This is a genomic window from Gordonia sp. YC-XJ4, from assembly GCF_059511865.1.
The window spans coordinates 194001-211199 of sequence record NZ_JCAMPF010000002.1; the positions used below are offsets into that span (position 1 = coordinate 194001).

The window sequence follows — 17199 nt, forward strand, 5'->3', positions numbered from 1 at the left end:
ATGGGGTTGCGAGCAGTCCCCAGGGGACTCCCCACCGAAGGGGGGCGCTCGCATGAACGCGCGTCCACACCCCATGAACGCGCGTCCACACCCTAAGCCTCCAATCGGCGGAGTTGGTTCCTCTGGTCGGAGTGGCGATCACCGCCACCGGCTGTTGCGTTCAGGTCGCATCGGATTGGTTTTCCGACGAGTTTGGTGCGGACTCCACCCAGACGGCTGAGGACTGGACTCCCGCACGGCCACGAAATAGACACCACCAGCTGTCTCATGACGTCTTCACCGCGCCAACGAAAGAGCCCGCGACTGACACGACGAATCTGGCGACTCCGCGACAGCGGCAAATTTGTGGGCCGGGATGCGAAACACGTGCCCTACGATGGACCCATCGAAGCCGAACCTGGATGACTTTGCTGTATCTCGCCCGCGAAAGCGGTCACAGCTGAGCTGTCCGCGCTGTTAGGGAGTGCAGCACAGTGCCTGATAAGGCGTCCTACGAATATAGGCCCTACCCCCGACAAGGGCAGGGTTTGCGCTGCCAGCAGTACGTCGACGAGATCCCGCCGGCATCGAGCCGCTACAGACTGCTCCCCGAAAGCGATCACCGGCTGGTCAGCCTGGTATCCGAACTACGGCAGTACCCGATCCGTCAGGCCGTCGACCGCATCGTGAATCCCTCCGCGCCGGCCCGTCCACCCGTGGCAGTGTCATCCCTGTCGAATCGGCGGCCCGACAACCATTCACGCCCACCGGTGGCCGTTGGATTGCTCGACCGACCCGCCGACCCCGAGGTGGGCATCCGAGACGACAACGTTGATGACCCGCCCACCGGAGATATCGACACCCACCCCAACACGCAGGTCATCCTCGCTGAGGAAGGTGTCCACTACACCCTCAACCGCAAGCAGCAGCGGGTCTTCAAATGGTTCGCCGGCGAGGGCAGCGAATACATCGCCGTCGACGAAGACAACCGTGAACTCGTCGGCGATGACGGCGAATGGATCTACGTCACCACCAAAGGCGTAGCCGTCGACGACCGTGCCGGGACAAAAGAATTCACCCGGAAGATCGGCAATCTGATCCGCTCCGGTGGCGCCACCACTGAAGAACTCGCCGACGACATTCCGCCCCTGTTCGACGAAAACGGCGCGCCGGTGGAGAACTTCACCGTCCCGGCGATCGGAAAGTCACCGGTCGTCACCAGCCGCGTATGGGGAGGGCGTCGGCTGGCCTTCCTGATCGCCGTAGTCACTGTCATGAGTGCGCTCTTCGGCCTCGTCGGCGTCATGTACGGCCGCAGTGCGGTGCCCGCAGACGGTGCCATCAGCGCGAACGAAGCCACCCAATATCGGTTGACATCGCTGCCGCTACAAGCGATGAGCGCGTTCGGTCAGCAATACCTGCAAACCTGTTTGACCCACGGCGACGCCAGCCAGGTCGCCGCTCGAGCAAAGCTGCTCGCGTCAATGTCCACCGGCGGTCCATCACCGAGCTGCGGTTGGCAGGACGGCGGGAAAATCCAAGCGCCGCAGATGATTGTGTTCAACGGGCGCGCGAAATCGATCGACGGCTTCACCGGAGGTGCTGCGGCGTACCTGTTCTACAACGTGTCCATGGCCGCTGGTGACTTCTGGACAGTCAGCGTGCCGATCTGGGTCAGCAACACCGCCCAAGCCAACGACATGAGCGTTATCGGCGACATCGGTATCACCGCAGGCTTACGGACATCGAAACCTTCCGGGTACCAGGCAGTAATGCAACAGGATTCACGCCTGGCCGGTGAGCTCCAAAGCAGTCTGCTCGCACCGTTCCTCACCGCGTGGGCGGCCTCCGACGACAAGCAGATCACGTTGGCCGCCACCGACAACGCCGAACCCGAAGTCCACAACGGACTCGGAGGTGCACTCGAGAACCCCCGAATCCAGCAAGTCACGGTCTTCACCAGCAACGCCCAACCCAACAGCGGGCCGATCGTCTACAACGACGGTGACGTGGTGATTGCGCAAGTCACCGTGCAATGGGACGTCAAGCAGTCGTCGTCCACTCAGACCGCCGGATACCGCATCGCGCTCCGCAAGGTCGGCGGAAAGTGGCTGATCTCCGACATCGCCGGCGGCACGGTGAGTGACCACGCTGCCGACGCCAATCCCATCGCCGATAGCACCGACGGAATCAACACCGTCGACGCGGGCGTCGCACCCACCGGCGGTGCGGTCACCACCACCCCATCAACGTCGCAACCGACGACCTCGCAAGATCCCGACTCCGCCGCCACAACAAGTGAATCCACGTCGCCGTGACCACCCGGGTCTGGCACCTGAACCCCCAGCAGCAGTGATCTCAACCGAAAGGAACACAGCATGACCACCAAGACTCTCGCCGCCGCCGGGCAGGGCTCCAACGCAATCGTTCAGGTCATTCAGAGCATCGGAACCACAGGCCAAATCCTCGGCGGCGCGCTCGCCGTTGCTGCCATGGTTATCGCCGGCGTCCTGGTGATGACAGGCGCGTTCTCCGGAGGAATGCGTAAGGGCCTCGCCGCTGTAGTCGGTGTCCTCGTAGGCTGCCTGATCATCGGTGGTGGCGCGGCCATCGCGCCGATGGTCGTGACGACCGGCCACGACGTCACCAACCAGCAGTCGGGCACCCCGCAAAACGGCTCCGTGAACTAGAAGGCGGAACCGCATCGCATGAGTGATCGGCACCTGTGGGCGCGGGACTACACCGCGATCATGCGCCACAAGGGAAAGATGTTCACCGTCAACGACTTGTCGCTGGCGTGGATGGGTGGCGTGTCATTTCCAGCTGCCGGAATGGCAGCGGGCTGCGTGATTCCGGCGTGGTTTGTCTTCCAGGTCGTGTTCGGCTGGATCTTCGGGGTGCCCTGGTGGGCGATCTTCCTGACCATGGCGGTCGTCTTCGCGGGGCTCTACGCATTCCTGCAGCGCGACCTCGGAGATAAGGAAACCCCTTGGCGCCGCGTCACCTTGTGGTACTCGCTCCGCAACCACCAGCCCGAGCACATTGCAAGCACTCAGGCCGACGCAACCATCGACACCATGAGGTGGTGCGTCATCGTCATGCGCCCCAACAACTCACCACACATCAAGGCGGGCCGAGCGCTGGGCAACCGAGTGCAGTACTGCCCCCGCCCCCGCGCATCAGAAGAGTTCGCGGTCGCCGACGACTTCGCGCTCTTCGACCGGTGGCATGACGCGGTGATCGCCGCATCGCAACGCTCCCCGTTCGCGGCTGCCCGCCCGGAAGGCTGATCGACATGATCTCGAACAGCACTCGGCGACAACAAGGCTGGTGCGTGCTGACACCACTCCGAATCCGAAAGGCCACGACGTTATGCTGATTCTCATCGCTTTCTCCCTGTTCGCGGTGTCGTTGGGCGCCGCATACGTGGTATGGGTCAGGAAGTTTCCGCAGTACGTGCCGTGGCTGAAGAAGGCCAACACCGCCGAGTACGACCCAAAGATCAAGGAGCGCGACAAACGGGCTGACAACCGACGACTGGGCTACCGCTACGTGGAAGACGTCGGGACGTTCTTCTTCATCCGCGACTCGGGCGTGTGGACCGGCGTTCGGTTGGCGTCGGTCACCGATGAGTTCTCTTCCACATCAGAACAAGAGTCAGATGCTGAACGCGCGCAAGGGATTCAAAACGCCCTCTTGGACTACTTCAACGCCAAGAACGGGAAACGCGAAGCGGTCGTACCGTGCCACGAGATCATCCGTAACCAACCCGTCGACACCAGCGAATGGCTGGAGCGTTATCACTCCAACCAGTGGGACCCCAGCGCCTTGTTCGACACGCTCGTCGATGACGGGGTGGAACCGCACATCCGAGGTGGGTCCCCAGTCCGGGCCCGTTACCTGCTGGTGCGGATCGGTGACCAGAAGCAGCCCGTCAGTGTCGATCCCGCCGCGCTGATCGTCGACGCCGACGACTCGCTGTGTAACGAGATCTTCGCCAAGGAGGAGCTGGACTTCTTCCGGGGACGCGCCAACGACATCGTTAACCTGCTGTCCGCGTACGGAACTCCGATGGATCGGGCCGACCTGGCGTGGTTGATCCGCAAGCCCCTGGCGGGGACGTTCCCGGTGCGCACCGATATCGAATACAACCGGACCCGGTACGCGCGCAACGTGTTCTTTGACGAACTCGTCCAGTTCGACGGTTTCAACATGAAACAGCAAGCGGCGGTGCAGATCGCGAATCCTGATATCGCCGACGACGAGTCTCCACAGGTGTGCTACAGCACTACGTTGACCGTCGAAACGTCGGACACTGTCATCCCATTCCGCTACTGGGATGCCTGGGGGCGGCTCCTGCGGTCGTTGCCAAATCCGCCGGAGATCTCGTGGCGATACCAGCTCATCGCCGACAAGTTGTGGTCCAAGGCTGTTGTGAAGGCGACCCGCAAGATCGCCGACGAAGTGAAGGACCGCACCAAGGACGGCAACGAGCGTGCACTCGACGACACCCGGTTCGGGTTGCTCGCTGCGGAAGCCGATGAGGTCAAAGAAGAAATGGAGGCCGAACCGCGGCCCGGCATGTTTGGTCAGCTGCGGATTTCGCTGACTGCAAATTCGCTGCGCGAGTTGAAGTCACAGGAACAAACTGTGACCAACCTGATGAAGAACTTCGTCAAACTCACTCGTTTGAAGAACTGCCAGTACGCGTTGCTCGAAGAGCAACTACCCGGCGACGTTAACCCGCACCACGTCGGCCGATCCGTCCTCGCCAAGGACTTCGGGCCGGGCGGCGGCATCGACATCGGGAGCCGCTACTCCGATATGGAGATCCTGTCGCTGGCCCGCCTCGACTCGGCGCCCACCGTCGGCGACGACATCGAAGTCACCAAGACCGGTGACACCCTGGGCTGGCATGGGCACGTAATCGGATACGCCGCCGAGAACGGCGCAATCGTCCACTTTGATCCCGTCGTCCAGATGTCCCGCAACGCCGGCTCTGGCGTGGCGATCATCGGCGCATCCGGCGGCGGCAAATCGACTCTGGCGCTGTGCTTGTTCTTCTGGGCATCCGAAGCCGGCTCCCAGTGCGTGGTCCTCGACCCGAAGAATGACTTCGAAAAGTTCTGCCTCTACCTCGCTTTCGGCAAACAGGTTCTCGACGACGAGTTTGAAGCCGCCGCCAACGCCGGAACCATCGGTAAGCCGGGCAGCAAGTTCCAGCCGATCAACCGGGAGTTCTGGAACGACACACGCATTGTGTCCCTGACGTACGGCGACAACGGTTCGCTGGAGTCATGGAAACTGACCGACGACTACGAGGAAGGTGAACGCCTCGCGCGTCGGCAGGTCGAGCTGCTGTTCGCCGACCTCCCCACTGACAGTCCCTTGCGCACGGTGCTCGACCTTGCATTCAACCGGCTCCGCAAAGGCTACAAAGACAGGGCCGACCTCGACCCGAACACGCCACTACCGTCGCTGAGTTCGCTGGAATCGCACCTGCTCGAGGACTACGAGTTCTACGAAGACGTGCTGGCGCAAGGCGGTCACGAAAAGATCGCCGCCCGCCAGAACCGGGACGCGGTCGACTCCCTCCGCAAACGACTCGAGCGCGCGCGGCACACCCCATATGCGCGGCTCCTGTTCTCCGACCCCGAGGAGCATTCCGGCCTCGAGATGACAAAAGGCGTCGGTGGAACATCGACCGCCGGCGCGACCAAGCCCACTACTGGAGCCATCCGCGGGTTCAATCATCGCCGGACGATCGTCACCATGGTCGGGTTCAAGCCGCCGGCCAACCCCACCGAGGCCAAAGCGACCGACGAGAACAGGGCCGCATCGGCGGCCATGTTCACCGTGCTGTGGCAGGTGGAGCGCGTGTTCTCCAGCGCAAGCCCCGCCATCCGCCCCAACCGACGATTCACCGCGAGCCGGACCACCAGCGGGATCGCCGCCAAGAACGTGCGTCCTCGCCTGCTATTCGTCGATGAGGCATACATGGTGACCGCGTTCGAGGAAGGCGCGAATCTCCTGAAAAGAGCTTTGCGGCAGGGGAGATCGTTCTTTTTCGGTGTGGTCATCATCTCCCAGCAGGCACTCGACATCAATGCGATTGAGAAGGCCGACGATGGAGGCAACGGCGAGGAAGCTGATCAGAACCAGTTCGGCTCGGTGTTTGTGTTCATGCAGCGTGGCGATACCGAAGCTCGAGCGGCTCTGAAGTTGCTGCGTTCAGGGTCCGGCGGCGACAGCGCGGCGGAGGAGGTGCTGGCGAAGAAGCTACGCGGGCGCAGCGTGCCCGGGGGTGGCCTGGAGACCGGCGTGTGCGTAACGCGCGATCTCGACAACCGTGTCGCCACGGTCATCGTCGACCCCATCTTCGACGAGCTGCATCGGGCAACCCAAACCAATGCGGCACTGCGCGGACGTGATCAGTCGGTTGACCCCCGACCGATCGGGGAATGGCTGGTGAGGACCGATATCCGAGATGTGCTCCGCAAGGACATCATCGAAGATCGCCTCGCAACCGCAACCGATGATTTCGTCGAGCAGTTCGACTACGCGCCTGAAGAATTCGCTGCCGTCTGACCACGTCGGCCCAACCACTGAGGACACCATGACGACTGTCATCACACCACCTGCCGCCACCGTGTGGCGTGCACTCGGCACGCTCGGCGAGCATGTCGAGCGCGCCGCCGGATGGCTGCGGTGGCGGATCGTGCTCGGGGTTCTGACAATCGCTGTCTGCATCTCGGCCATCTGGGTCAAGGCGGGTACAGCGCCGACGGTAGCAGTGGCGGTGATCGTCGCGTTGGTGGCGACGGCAGTGGCTTCCCGGAGGCGGTTCCCCCAGGTGACGGGTGTCATTGGTATGAGCGTCGGGTCGGCGGTGGCGTTGGCCGCCGCAACCATGATCGCGATCCCCCGCTATGGGGCGGTACCCATCGCGGTCGGTGTGACCGCGGCGATGCTGGCAACCGTCACCATCGCGGCCCTGGTCTCGCCGCACCGTGGTGTCCACATCGGCTGGAGTGTGGTGATCGCCCAAGGGCTTGTGCTCGCGGCGGTGCCGGCGTGGGCGTGGAGCCCGGCCTCTCAGTGGCCGATCCTCATGCAACTCGGCACCTTCGGCGCGGCGATGATCGTGGTGTATCTGCGGACCCGCAAAGCGGACCGCAGCGACCGCACCTGGAAAGCGCGGCTACGGCGTGGCTCCGGGATGCTGTTGGTGGCGGTGATGGCGTCATTCACCATTCTCATCGGCGTCCCACAAGGTCAAGCGCACGGTTTCAGCTTCGGGATCGGCGACCTTCTTGAATCGCGAGCCAACGACCTGATCTGTTCGTTCACCCGCCCGGACCTGACGCAGGAGCCCGTCGGGACCGGACCGGAAAGCCTGATGGCCGCCCGCAACCTGGGTCAGGTGAAAACCAGTCCAGGACTGGGTGATCCGTCGACCATCCCGCCCAACAGTGACCAGGCAGGCAACTTCGATCGGCTCGGCGCCAACTATTCGCTGGACAACTACACGCTGTTCGAGGTGGCCGGTCTACGTGGCCTGAAGTTCGTCAACTGGCAGAAGAATGACTCCGGCGACGAGATCTGCTCCATCATGCCGTGGATGTCGGTGGTCACCGGCAACCTGGTGATGAAGGTCAATCTGTATGTGCTGCAGACAGTGATCGCGATCAAGGAGATCACCCAAGCGTCGCGTCCGCTGGAGTTCCTGTACAACAAGACACTGCCGTTCGTCGATAAAATGTTCATCTACCTGTTCCTGCCGATGGCGGGGGTGATGCTCACTCTCGGCGGAATCATGGTGATTGTGAAATCCGTTGCAATGCGCGGATTCCGGTCTGCGATCGGTGACGTCGGCGGCCAGGTGCTCGTGCTCGTGCTCGCCGGATTCCTGTTCGGTGGGATCGGCGCCGCCAGTTGGGCCAACCCGAACAGCAACGGCTGGTTCATGCTCGCATCCTTCGGTGATCAGACAGTGGCGCAACTGAATTCGGCGATCGCGGACGTCGCGTTCGACACGATTACGGCGGACAACCCGTCGATGATGTGCACCAGACCGGTGCCGGTTAACCCGCAACCGGGCACCGACCAGGCATTCGCTGCTGCCGTGCCCGGGCAGCGATACTCCTCGTGCATTCTCGCCGAAGCGTTGGCGTATCGACCATGGGCGCTGGGCCAGTTCGGGTCCACCGCGAACCGGAAACTGGCGGTCACCACCCGCGTCACCCGGTTCGGGGATCCGCACTACGGTGGCCGTACTGATCTCGTCACCTCCAAGGACGACCCGGCCGGTCAAGGGTTGCCGTGTTACAACAACTTCCGCGGATGCAGCGATCTGCGCAGCTACCTCATCGCCCAAGAAGGTGGCCCCAACTTCTCCGCGGCCCGCAAAACCTGCATGCAGGACAAGGGCGACTACGCCCACCTGGTGCAATGCGACCCGTACCATGCTGTGGCCTACGAACTGCAGCAGCAGTCCAAGAGCACCAATGCGGGAGTGGCGTCCACCGCCAACGACATCCAGAACTCGTATCAAGGTCGAGGGTCGTTCCCGCATCTGACGCAGGCGCTCGTGGCGTTGGTGAGCACACTGTTCACCGGAGCTGCGATCGGAATCGTCGCACTCGTCAGCCTGTATTTCCAAGCCGTGCTGTTCCTGCTGTTCCTGATGGGCGTGTTCCGACTGCTGGCGGCGCTGATCCCCGGCAACGCCCAAGCTGCGCTGCGGTATCTGAAGGACTTCGTGTCGGTCTTCGAACGCCGTTTCCAGTACGGACTGATGACAACCATCGCTGTTGCGTTCGTCGCGGTGGTCTTCACGAGCTCGTTCAACATGGGGATCAAGATCATGATGATGGTCGGTCTCATGTTCGGGATGGTCGCGGCCGTCCGAAAGGTCGACGAGTACGCAAAGGTGAAGGGGTCCACCCATTCCCCGGGAGAAACCTCCAGCAGGGCGCTCACGGGCGCCACGGTCCTCGCCGGCTACGCAGGTTTGAAGTACGGGGCGAAACCCGCCGCTAAGGGGGCATGGTCGGGCACCAAGGGCGCTGCCCGACTGGGACGTAATGCTGCCATCGGCAGCCCGAACCGATCGAACGGCGGTTCCCCCACAACGGCCGGTGCACCCGCACCCGGCAAGGGCGGCGGCGGCGTCGCCGCAGCTGGGGGAGGCGTTGCCGGAGCGGCCCGCCCGTCGGGCCGCGCGGCGACTACGGCGTCGTTCCGCGGGCGCCCCGTCGGCGGTGTGGCCGGCGCCGCCGTCGCAACCGGTCGCGGGGTGGGACGAGGCGTCGGGCGCGGGGTCGCTACCGCGCTCAGGCCGGTCACCACTCGAGCCGCGGACGCCGGAGCGCTCGGCGCTCAAGCTGCTGGTCAGCGGTTGGCGGGGTTCGGCCGCCGCGCCAACGAGGCTGCCGGATCGATGATGGCCCCCGGCCGGTCGCTCGGGGACGGGAAGGTCGACACGTTCACCGGGTATGCCCGCGCGGCCCGTGCAGAGGTGAAAGGTGCTGCCTCATATGTCATTCCACGGGCGTACGCGGAGAGCATGAGCGCTGAGACGCGAGCACGCCACGACAGCAACGTCGAGGGAAGTCGGTTCGCGAGCGCGTGGAGCGAACAGCACGGCCGACGCTCCTTCGATGAGGCAGCCCACGACCGGGAGGTCCATCGCCGCGCCGTCTCGGTGCGCCGGGAAGCCAGTCGTCAACGGTTCCGTCGACCACAGGGAGGTGATTCGGCATGACCGCTGGTGCGCCACGAGTGCCGTTGGGGCGAGGTGTTGCGCGGTCCGCGTCGGGCAGCGCGGATCGAGCGGAAGTCGTCGACCTCGGCGGCCGGCACCGCGAGGACGGAGCGGCGCCGCTACCGATCTCGGCGGTCGATGTGCAGTTCGATCCTGACGATCCCAGTGACGCCGTTCTGGTGGTGACCCTCGCCGACGGCACCGCCGAGTATCCGCTGACGGAGATGAAAGCAGCACGACTGCTCAACATGCTTACCAACCAGCAGGAAGAGGTTCGGCGTGCCCGCAACCTGATCATGGGCAACGTCGACGCCGCTGATACGGACGCCGCCCGAGGGTCGTCCTCGCAGACTTCATCCGCTGCCCGCACCGACGTAGAAGTTCCCGACCTCGACGGCGATGACCCGCCCGCACCACCTGACGATGACGAACCAGACGATGACGAACCAGACTCGACCACACACCGGCTCTCGCGTCGTGCAGTGGACCCCCTGAGTTTCGATGTGGTTACTCCACTCGTTCTTGACAACATTCCCGACGTCAATGGCCGTCCCGCCAAAGAGATCTGGGGGTGGATAGTCGCGGCAATCCTGGTGGTGTCCGCAGTGGTCGTGGTAGCGGGATTCCTGTGACACGTCCAGGACCAACCCGTCGGGTGTCCGCGTCCGCGACACGGGACGTGCAGCGACCCATCCCGATCCTGAACCGGCCCGCCGACGAAATCTCTCCGGTGGAGGGCCACGCCGTCGAACCGCCCACGCAACGTGAGAGTGCGGTGGGCGACGGTGACTTCGACTGGCTGTACACCAAAGCTGCCAGGCTTGTGACCGCGCTGCGGTCCACGTGGTGGCGTGTACTCGCCGCCGTCGTCGTCGCCACTGTCCTGGCGGCAGCAGGCGCCAACGACGGCGCGTACCGAGTGGCGTTGTCGCTGTACCTCATTGCCGCGCTCGACCTCATCGGCAGCAGCATCTGGTATCTACTCAGGTTCGCTTGGCGCCGGTGGCGCCGCCACCGGACAGCGGGGTCCTCATGAACCGCAACACCGTTGCCGCGTACGGATGTGCGGCGATCCTCGCTGTGCTGACGATGGCTGGCTGTTCGTCGACACCGGACACCGACAACGGTGATCTGGGTGTGCCGCCGGCACAGCAATCGGTGATCACCACCGTCCCGGGCCCCTCGGCAGGTACCGGTGACGACGCCGGCACCGCGGATACGCCGTCACCGATCGTCGGCCGCACCGCCGCCGCTGTGGCGTCGGTCGCCCGGACGTTCGTGGTCAACTTCGGGGCGTTCTCCCCATTCAACTTCGACCCCGCCCAGGACTGGCTCAACAGCTGGCAGGACTACGCCGACCCGGCGTTCATCGGGCAGATGCAAACATCGCTGGCGTCGGTGTGGGGTTGGACATGGCAGCAGCAGGTCAAGGCCTACGACGTTCACGTCGTCGGCGCGCCGACGGTGAAGATCACCGGCGACGTCGCCACCGTCCGGGTCTACACCAACCGACTGATCCTCGGGATCAATGACACCGCCGACCGTGCCCGTGAACAGGACCTCACCTATGTGCTGCAGCTCGAACTTCGAGACGTCGACGAATACGCGTTGGTGACCGAGGCCACCGAGGCGCCTTCGGGGGCCTGATGCCCACCATGCCGCCCTCCGGGCCGTCAGGCCCCCGCAAACCGCCGTCGTCGGGTCGCCGCGTCAGCGCGTCAGGAACCCGCCCGCCGAAGGGATCCACACCTGCCGGATGGTCCCCGGTGCCCGCCGGCGGTACCGGCGGGAAACCCGGTGCCGGACCGAAGGTTGGCGCCGGCGCGACACCGAAACCCGCGGGCCGCGGCAGCAAAAACAACCAGAAGCCCGACAGCGTCAAGAAGGTCGCCGCCAACGAAGCCGCGCGGCAAAGCGCCAACGCCGCGATCACCGCCGCCACCGGCGGTACGGCCGCACCCGTGGTCAAAGCGTTCACCAACCTCATCGGTAACGACCAGAAGGCCAAACGCAACCGTCGGCGCCTGTACATCGCCATCGGCGCACTGATGATGCTGCACGTGCTGGTGCTCGGCACGCTGCTGTCGGTGGTGCTGATCACCGTCATGGGTGGCGGTACCGGAGCGAGCGGAACAGCACGCCGCGACCAAGGGCAATGCCTCGACATCACTGCCCCCCGCATCACCCAACCCGGCGCCGCCGCACCCGGTTCCGGTGGGGCGAGTGCCGGCACGCTCGGTGCGCCGCTGGACCCGCAATACATGCAAGTCACCTCCGGGTTCGGTAACCGCGATGCCCCCACCGCGGGCGCCACATCCTTCCATGACGGCGTCGACTTCTCCGCGCCCGGCATCTACGGCAAACCGATCTACGCCCCCGCTGATGGTGTTGTCTCCCAAGCTGGTCCGGCCTCCGGATACGGCAACTGGGTGATCATCGATCACACCATCAACGGGCAAAAGGTGTCCACTCTGTACGGGCACATCGAAGACGGCCACGTCCTGGTCCATGCCGGCCAGCACGTCACCGCCGGCCAGCACATCGCCGACGTCGGCAACGCTGGAGCGTCGACCGGCGCGCACCTGCACTTCGGTGTGTACCCGGGCGGTTGGCGGTCCCAAGGCGGCGTCGATCCGATGCCGTGGCTGTCGCGGTTCCGCGCCCAGGCCAACACCAACAGCGCGACGGCGCCTGCCGCTGCACCCACCACAGCTGCTCCGGTCGCTGCAGCCGCCCCGGCAGCCGCCCCGGCAGCCGCCCAGCCAGCCGGCACGGTGACCGCCGCCGACTGGGAGTCCCTCGCGAAACTCGAGTCCGGCAACAACTGGGCCATCAACACCGGCAACGGCTACTCCGGTGGGGTGCAGTTCACGGCGTCGACGTGGACAGCCAACGGCGGCGGTAAGTTCGCGCCGCAGGCGTGGCAGGCGACCAAACAGCAGCAGATGGAAGTCGCCAACAACGTTCTGAAAACCCAAGGGTGGGGGGCGTGGCCGCCGTCAGCGAGGGTGCCGGGGCTGCGTGACAAGCGCCCGGCACCCGAAGGCACCTTCGTCGGCGGCGCCCAGCCCACCGCGGCGGCACCGCAGCAGCAGACGGCCGCGGCATCCCTGCCCTCCAGCCCCCGCGGCAACGAACGCAATCTGCAGGCGGCGGCGCAACGCGGGATGCGCCTGGCCGAGCAACAGTTCCCGCAGGTGCAAACCATCGGCGGGTACCGCCCGGGCTCCGGCGATCACGGAGACGGCTCCGCCATCGACGTGATGGTCCCGAACTACGCATCACCCGATGGGATCGCGCTCGGCGACCGGATCGCCAAGTTCTATATCGACAACGCCGGCGAACTCAAAGTCAAGTACGTCATCTGGCGTAACCGCATCTGGCAGAACGGAACCTGGACCGACTACGGGCACACCGGCGACGACAACGACCGCCACAACAATCACGTCCACGTCAGTTTTCTGCAGTCGGGTCCGCCCACCGCGACCGTCCTCGGATTGCCCGGCACCGCTACGCCGGCCGCCTCCACTGCCGGCGGAGGTCAGGCCGCTCCGGACGGGGTGCAGCCCTATCAGCCCACCGGGACGCAGAAATCTCAATCCCTCACTCCGGAACAGCAAGCCAACATCAAAGCGCTCATCGCCGCCGCCCGCAGATCGGGTATCACCCCGACCGGGCGGGCTGCGGTGCTCGCGGTCGCCTATGCGGGCGCCCAAACGAACTTCATCTCGAAGATGCCGACGAACAACGACCCGCGGATCGGAATCTTCGGTGAAGTGCCCCTCGAGGGAACCGCGGATACCAGCAACCTGATCAACGTTCCGTACGCGGCCAACGCATTCTTCGACCGGCTCAAACAAGTCGCGGCGACCGATCAGCAGTGGGCGACAGAACCTCTGTCGGATGTGCTGGTGAAGATGTTCCCCGACCAGGCCACCAACGGCCCGGGATTCGGCACCTGGGAACAACTGTCCATCGGGGCGGTCACCCAACTCTGGGCGGACCCGTACTCGCAGCCGAACGCATCCACCCAAACGCTGTCCAACACCCAGCAGAGCTGCGCGCAAGGCAGCGTCCTCGGCCGTATCCTGCGGCCCGGTAGCGTTCCCGAACGGTTCGTCAAATGGATCACGCTGGCCGGGCAGCTCTGCGACGGAATCACCGCGCCGCTCATCGCCGCGCAGATCCGCGCGGAGTCAGGGTTCAACGAGAACGCCACAAGTTCCACTGGGGCAGAGGGAAGTTCGCAGTTCCAGCCGACGACCTGGCCGACGTGGGGCAGCCGCGTCGACGACAACGGCCGCCCGATCTCACCACCAGGAACCGGTAATCCGCGCAACGCCGCGGACGCCACCATGGCGCAGGGCCGCATGATGTGCGCGGACCTGGCGAACATGAAGAAACTCATCGCGTCGGGACGTGTCCACGGTGACCCGGTCGCGCTGACCATCGCCGCCTACAACGCCGGGATCGGCGCCGTCATCAACGCCGGCGGCATGCCGTCCGGCGGCGACTACACCACCCAAACGCAACCCTATGTCGCGCGGATCCTGGAGTGGGCCCGCGAATACGATGGTGGTGCAGGGCAACTCGCGCCCACCGCCCCCGCAGGCAGCAGCAGCGGCGGACGACAGCAGGTGGTGCAAGTCGCACTGGCCCAGCGCGGCAAACCGTACGTGTGGGGCGCGACCGGCCCCGACAGTTTCGACTGCTCGGGTCTGGTGATGTTCGCCTACGCCAAAGCGGGAATCAAACTGCCCCGCACCTCAGAAAACCAGTGGACGGTGGGCACCGAAGTGTCGGCGGCACAAGCACAACCCGGTGATCTTGTGTTCAGCGAGTTCGGCGCTGACGGGCCCGGGCACGTGCAAATGTACATCGGCAACAACCAGGTGGTGGAAGCCCAGCAGAGCGGTGTGCCCGTCAAGATCAGTCCGCTGTCGCCGAGCGGCAAGATCAAACACATCTCCGACAGCGACGCCGCCGCAGCCGCAGCCGCAGCCCAGTGATGCGTTATCACACTGCTGCACAGGCGGAGAAGCACCGAATACGCTGAACAACATGACGACAACCCTCACCCGCCGTGCACTGCTCGGCGTGTGCATCGCAACCGTTGTGGCCGTCGGTGCCGGATGCGGAAATGACAGCACCGACAGCGACACCACCTCCGCCACACCATCAGCGGCGGCGCCATCGACAACGGTGCCGGTGACACCGCCGGCGCAGCTACCGACCGCCGGAACTGTTGGAGTGGACCGGCAATCACCGGTGTCGGTGCTCCTGTCGGCGTGCACGATCGTGTTCACCCGCAACACCCAAACGGAGCCGTCGTACTCGTCGTCGTATGCGCGGGCAGCAGACCTGTTCACCCCAGAGCTCCGCACGCAGCTGGTGCAGCCGCCGAAAGGAATCCGCCCGCTCCCGAAGTGGGTCGACTGGCAGCGGGCGCACGCATGGGCGCGCGGTACCTGCACGGTCGCATCCGATGAGCACCCCGCCGACACCCCAACCACGGTGTCGCGGGTGTTGTCGGTGACCGAACAGCCCTACGACGCGCACGGTCAGGAACTGACGTCGACGTCGCCGGCGGTGTACGCCATCGCCACCCGCGGTCCGTCGGGCTGGGAGGTGTCGCAGTTCAGCGTCGCCGACGAATAGCGCCGCACCGCACGACCGGCGTCGGCTACCGTCAGCGCCATCCAAGAGATGCAAGGAGATCAGGCTATGGCCGACGCACCACCAGCAGAGCAGAGGCGTGACGTGCCTGCTCGCCGCCCGCAGGTTTCGCGGCAGCGGTCCGGCCATGCTCCTGGCAGCCACCCCGCCCCGGAAGAGAGGCAACCATGAGCACCTTCGACACATCTCGAGCGGTCCGGTCTGATCCGGCCGAGCGGGCCGGAATCGGTGTACGGGCACTGACCCGTAATGACCGGCGAAGCAACCGAGACCGCATCATCATGTACACCCTGATGGTGATCGGCGTCGCCGGCGTGGTGTTCGCGCTCGCCGAATTCATTTGGGGTGACGCCTGGCTCGGGGTGACCGTCGTCGTGCTCGCTGCCGCATTGAGCACAGCGGTGTTCACGTTCCTGATGCGAGGTGCCGTCGCCGCAATGCTGATCGGCGCGATCGGCGCTGCGCTGACGGTGTGGTGGAGCGTCGGCGGCAACCTCAACTGGGGGGTAGTGGCCGGCGGGGTGGTGATCGTTCTGGCGGCGGTGCTGGCGGTGACGTCTGCGCGGCGCGCCCGGCTCCCCCGAATCGGCGGTGCAGCTCTCGCCGCGGTGATCCCCCCCATCGTGTATCTCGCTGTTGGGCCGGTCATCGGCGCGTGGTCACTGCTCGTGGCGGTGCTGGCAACAGCAGCCGTCGTGGCGGTCCAAGTCGACATCCCCTACCGGGCGCGGGTGCGGGCAGCGTCAGCACGATCACACATTCCGATGAGCGCATCGACGCCGTTCACGTTGGGGCTGATCGGATTCAGCGGGCCATCCGGTGTGGATGCGGCGACGATCCACGCACGTTCGGACGCCTCTCTGCAGACCGCGCATCTGCTCGAGGGGTTGCCGGGCGGATGGTTCGTGTTCCATTCGCGGGTTACCTCGAGTGGCGCTCTCATCGATCACGTCATCGTCGGCCCGCCCGGGGTGATCGCGCTGCGCTCTGAAGTCGTGGCCGCCAGCATCCGCGCGGTGTCCGGGGTGGCCGCCGACGGTCGGGCCACGACGGTGGTCGAGTTGAATGGTGAGCCGATGCCGCTGACGTTCCAGCGGGTGTTGTGCCGGGCCGCAGCCGAGGTGGACGCCGCGTTGATGACTCCTGGCGGCCGCCGCACCACCATCGCCGCGTTCGTCACCCACGAAGCGGTCATCGCCGACGGGCAGCTCACCCAGATGCTCGAGGTGGATGGTCACCCCGATTCGGTCGACTATCTGACCGGCCCGGCGGTGGTGCCGTTCCTGCAGTCGCTGCCGCAATTGGGCAGGGACGCACAGTTTGTTGAGGATCTGGCGATGATCGTGGACTACCTACTGCCGCCGTCGCGTTGATCTCGACTGGTCACCGCACAAATACTGCAGCCCCGCACGAGTCGTCGTGCGGGGCTGCAGTAGTCACAGGCGAGTTACGCGGTGGTGGCCCAATGCTGTTGCGAGTGGTCGCCGGTGGTGTTGATCGCCGCGCGCGGGGTCGCCGAGACGATCGCGTACAGCCGCAGCAACGACTTGACCACAATGATCGATGCCAGCAGGAACGTCGGCCACAGGAACAAGGCGTCGTTGCCGCTACCGCGAAATCCCATGTACAGCAAGAACACCGGGACAACGGTCGCAGCGAGCAGCAGCCATGCGCGGGGGAGTCCGCCGCGGACAGCGGGGCCGGCGAGCAGGAGCGTCAGGAACGCGCCGACGACGAAGACTGCGATGTGCATGGGTGCGTCACCTCCTGTGATGCGA

General features: G+C 65.1%; 12 protein-coding genes. 11 read left to right on the forward strand and 1 reads right to left on the reverse strand.

The annotated features are described in order from the left end of the window. Positions 1-473: 473 nt before the first annotated feature. The 11 genes from AC5ZH6_RS28770 to AC5ZH6_RS28820 all read left to right on the forward strand — a co-directional run bounded on the left by AC5ZH6_RS28770 (position 474) and on the right by AC5ZH6_RS28820 (position 16794). A complete protein-coding gene (locus tag AC5ZH6_RS28770) occupies positions 474-2297 on the forward strand; it encodes a conjugal transfer protein (RefSeq protein ID WP_496169415.1) in 1824 nt (607 codons plus the stop codon). A 60-nt stretch (positions 2298-2357) separates the two neighbouring features. Continuing rightward, positions 2358-2669 (forward strand): hypothetical protein, encoded by a 312-nt coding sequence (locus tag AC5ZH6_RS28775; RefSeq protein ID WP_496169416.1) that lies wholly within the window; start codon positions 2358-2360, stop codon positions 2667-2669. Between the two features lie 18 nt (positions 2670-2687). Further along, positions 2688-3269: a hypothetical protein gene (locus tag AC5ZH6_RS28780; protein WP_496169418.1), complete on the forward strand. Its 582-nt coding sequence runs from the start codon at positions 2688-2690 to the stop codon at positions 3267-3269. Positions 3270-3309: 40 nt separating this feature from the next. After that, positions 3310-6567 carry an ATP-binding protein gene (locus tag AC5ZH6_RS28785; RefSeq protein WP_496169420.1) on the forward strand — a complete coding sequence of 1086 codons (3258 nt, stop codon included), beginning with the start codon at positions 3310-3312 and terminating at the stop codon, positions 6565-6567. Between the two features lie 28 nt (positions 6568-6595). After that, a complete protein-coding gene (locus AC5ZH6_RS28790) occupies positions 6596-9745 on the forward strand; it encodes a hypothetical protein (protein WP_496169422.1) in 3150 nt (1049 codons plus the stop codon). Then, entirely contained in the window at positions 9742-10377 is a 636-nt protein-coding gene (locus AC5ZH6_RS28795; protein ID WP_496169424.1) for a hypothetical protein, read from the forward strand. Before AC5ZH6_RS28790 ends, AC5ZH6_RS28795 begins: the two co-directional genes overlap by 4 nt. Before the next feature lie 47 nt (positions 10378-10424). Continuing rightward, positions 10425-10781, forward strand: a complete 357-nt coding sequence (locus AC5ZH6_RS28800; protein WP_496169425.1) for a hypothetical protein — start codon at positions 10425-10427, stop codon at positions 10779-10781. Then, positions 10778-11392: a hypothetical protein gene (locus AC5ZH6_RS28805; protein ID WP_496169427.1), complete on the forward strand. Its 615-nt coding sequence runs from the start codon at positions 10778-10780 to the stop codon at positions 11390-11392. The genes AC5ZH6_RS28800 and AC5ZH6_RS28805 overlap by 4 nt, the downstream gene beginning before the upstream one ends. A 119-nt stretch (positions 11393-11511) precedes the next feature. Next, positions 11512-14754, forward strand: a complete 3243-nt coding sequence (locus AC5ZH6_RS28810) for a VldE C-terminal domain-containing protein (RefSeq protein ID WP_496169428.1) — start codon at positions 11512-11514, stop codon at positions 14752-14754. 52 nt (positions 14755-14806) lie between these two features. Further along, complete coding sequence (locus tag AC5ZH6_RS28815; RefSeq protein WP_496169430.1) at positions 14807-15403, forward strand: hypothetical protein; 597 nt, start codon at positions 14807-14809, stop codon at positions 15401-15403. Positions 15404-15588: 185 nt separating this feature from the next. After that, complete coding sequence (locus AC5ZH6_RS28820; protein ID WP_496169431.1) at positions 15589-16794, forward strand: hypothetical protein; 1206 nt, start codon at positions 15589-15591, stop codon at positions 16792-16794. Between the two features lie 74 nt (positions 16795-16868). On the opposite strand, the gene AC5ZH6_RS28825 is transcribed toward AC5ZH6_RS28820, so the two are convergent. Beyond that, positions 16869-17174, reverse strand: a complete 306-nt coding sequence (locus AC5ZH6_RS28825) for a hypothetical protein (RefSeq protein ID WP_496169433.1) — start codon at positions 17172-17174, stop codon at positions 16869-16871. Positions 17175-17199: the final 25 nt, after the last annotated feature.

Coding starts and splice junctions, on each gene's coding strand:
- AC5ZH6_RS28775 (WP_496169416.1), top strand. CDS start 2,358: ATGACCACCAAGACTCTCGCCGCCGCCGGGCAGGGCTCCAACGCAATC.
- AC5ZH6_RS28780 (WP_496169418.1), top strand. CDS start 2,688: ATGAGTGATCGGCACCTGTGGGCGCGGGACTACACCGCGATCATGCGC.
- AC5ZH6_RS28790 (WP_496169422.1), top strand. CDS start 6,596: ATGACGACTGTCATCACACCACCTGCCGCCACCGTGTGGCGTGCACTC.
- AC5ZH6_RS28795 (WP_496169424.1), top strand. CDS start 9,742: ATGACCGCTGGTGCGCCACGAGTGCCGTTGGGGCGAGGTGTTGCGCGG.
- AC5ZH6_RS28805 (WP_496169427.1), top strand. CDS start 10,778: ATGAACCGCAACACCGTTGCCGCGTACGGATGTGCGGCGATCCTCGCT.
- AC5ZH6_RS28815 (WP_496169430.1), top strand. CDS start 14,807: ATGACGACAACCCTCACCCGCCGTGCACTGCTCGGCGTGTGCATCGCA.
- AC5ZH6_RS28820 (WP_496169431.1), top strand. CDS start 15,589: ATGAGCACCTTCGACACATCTCGAGCGGTCCGGTCTGATCCGGCCGAG.
- AC5ZH6_RS28825 (WP_496169433.1), bottom strand. CDS start 17,174: ATGCACATCGCAGTCTTCGTCGTCGGCGCGTTCCTGACGCTCCTGCTC.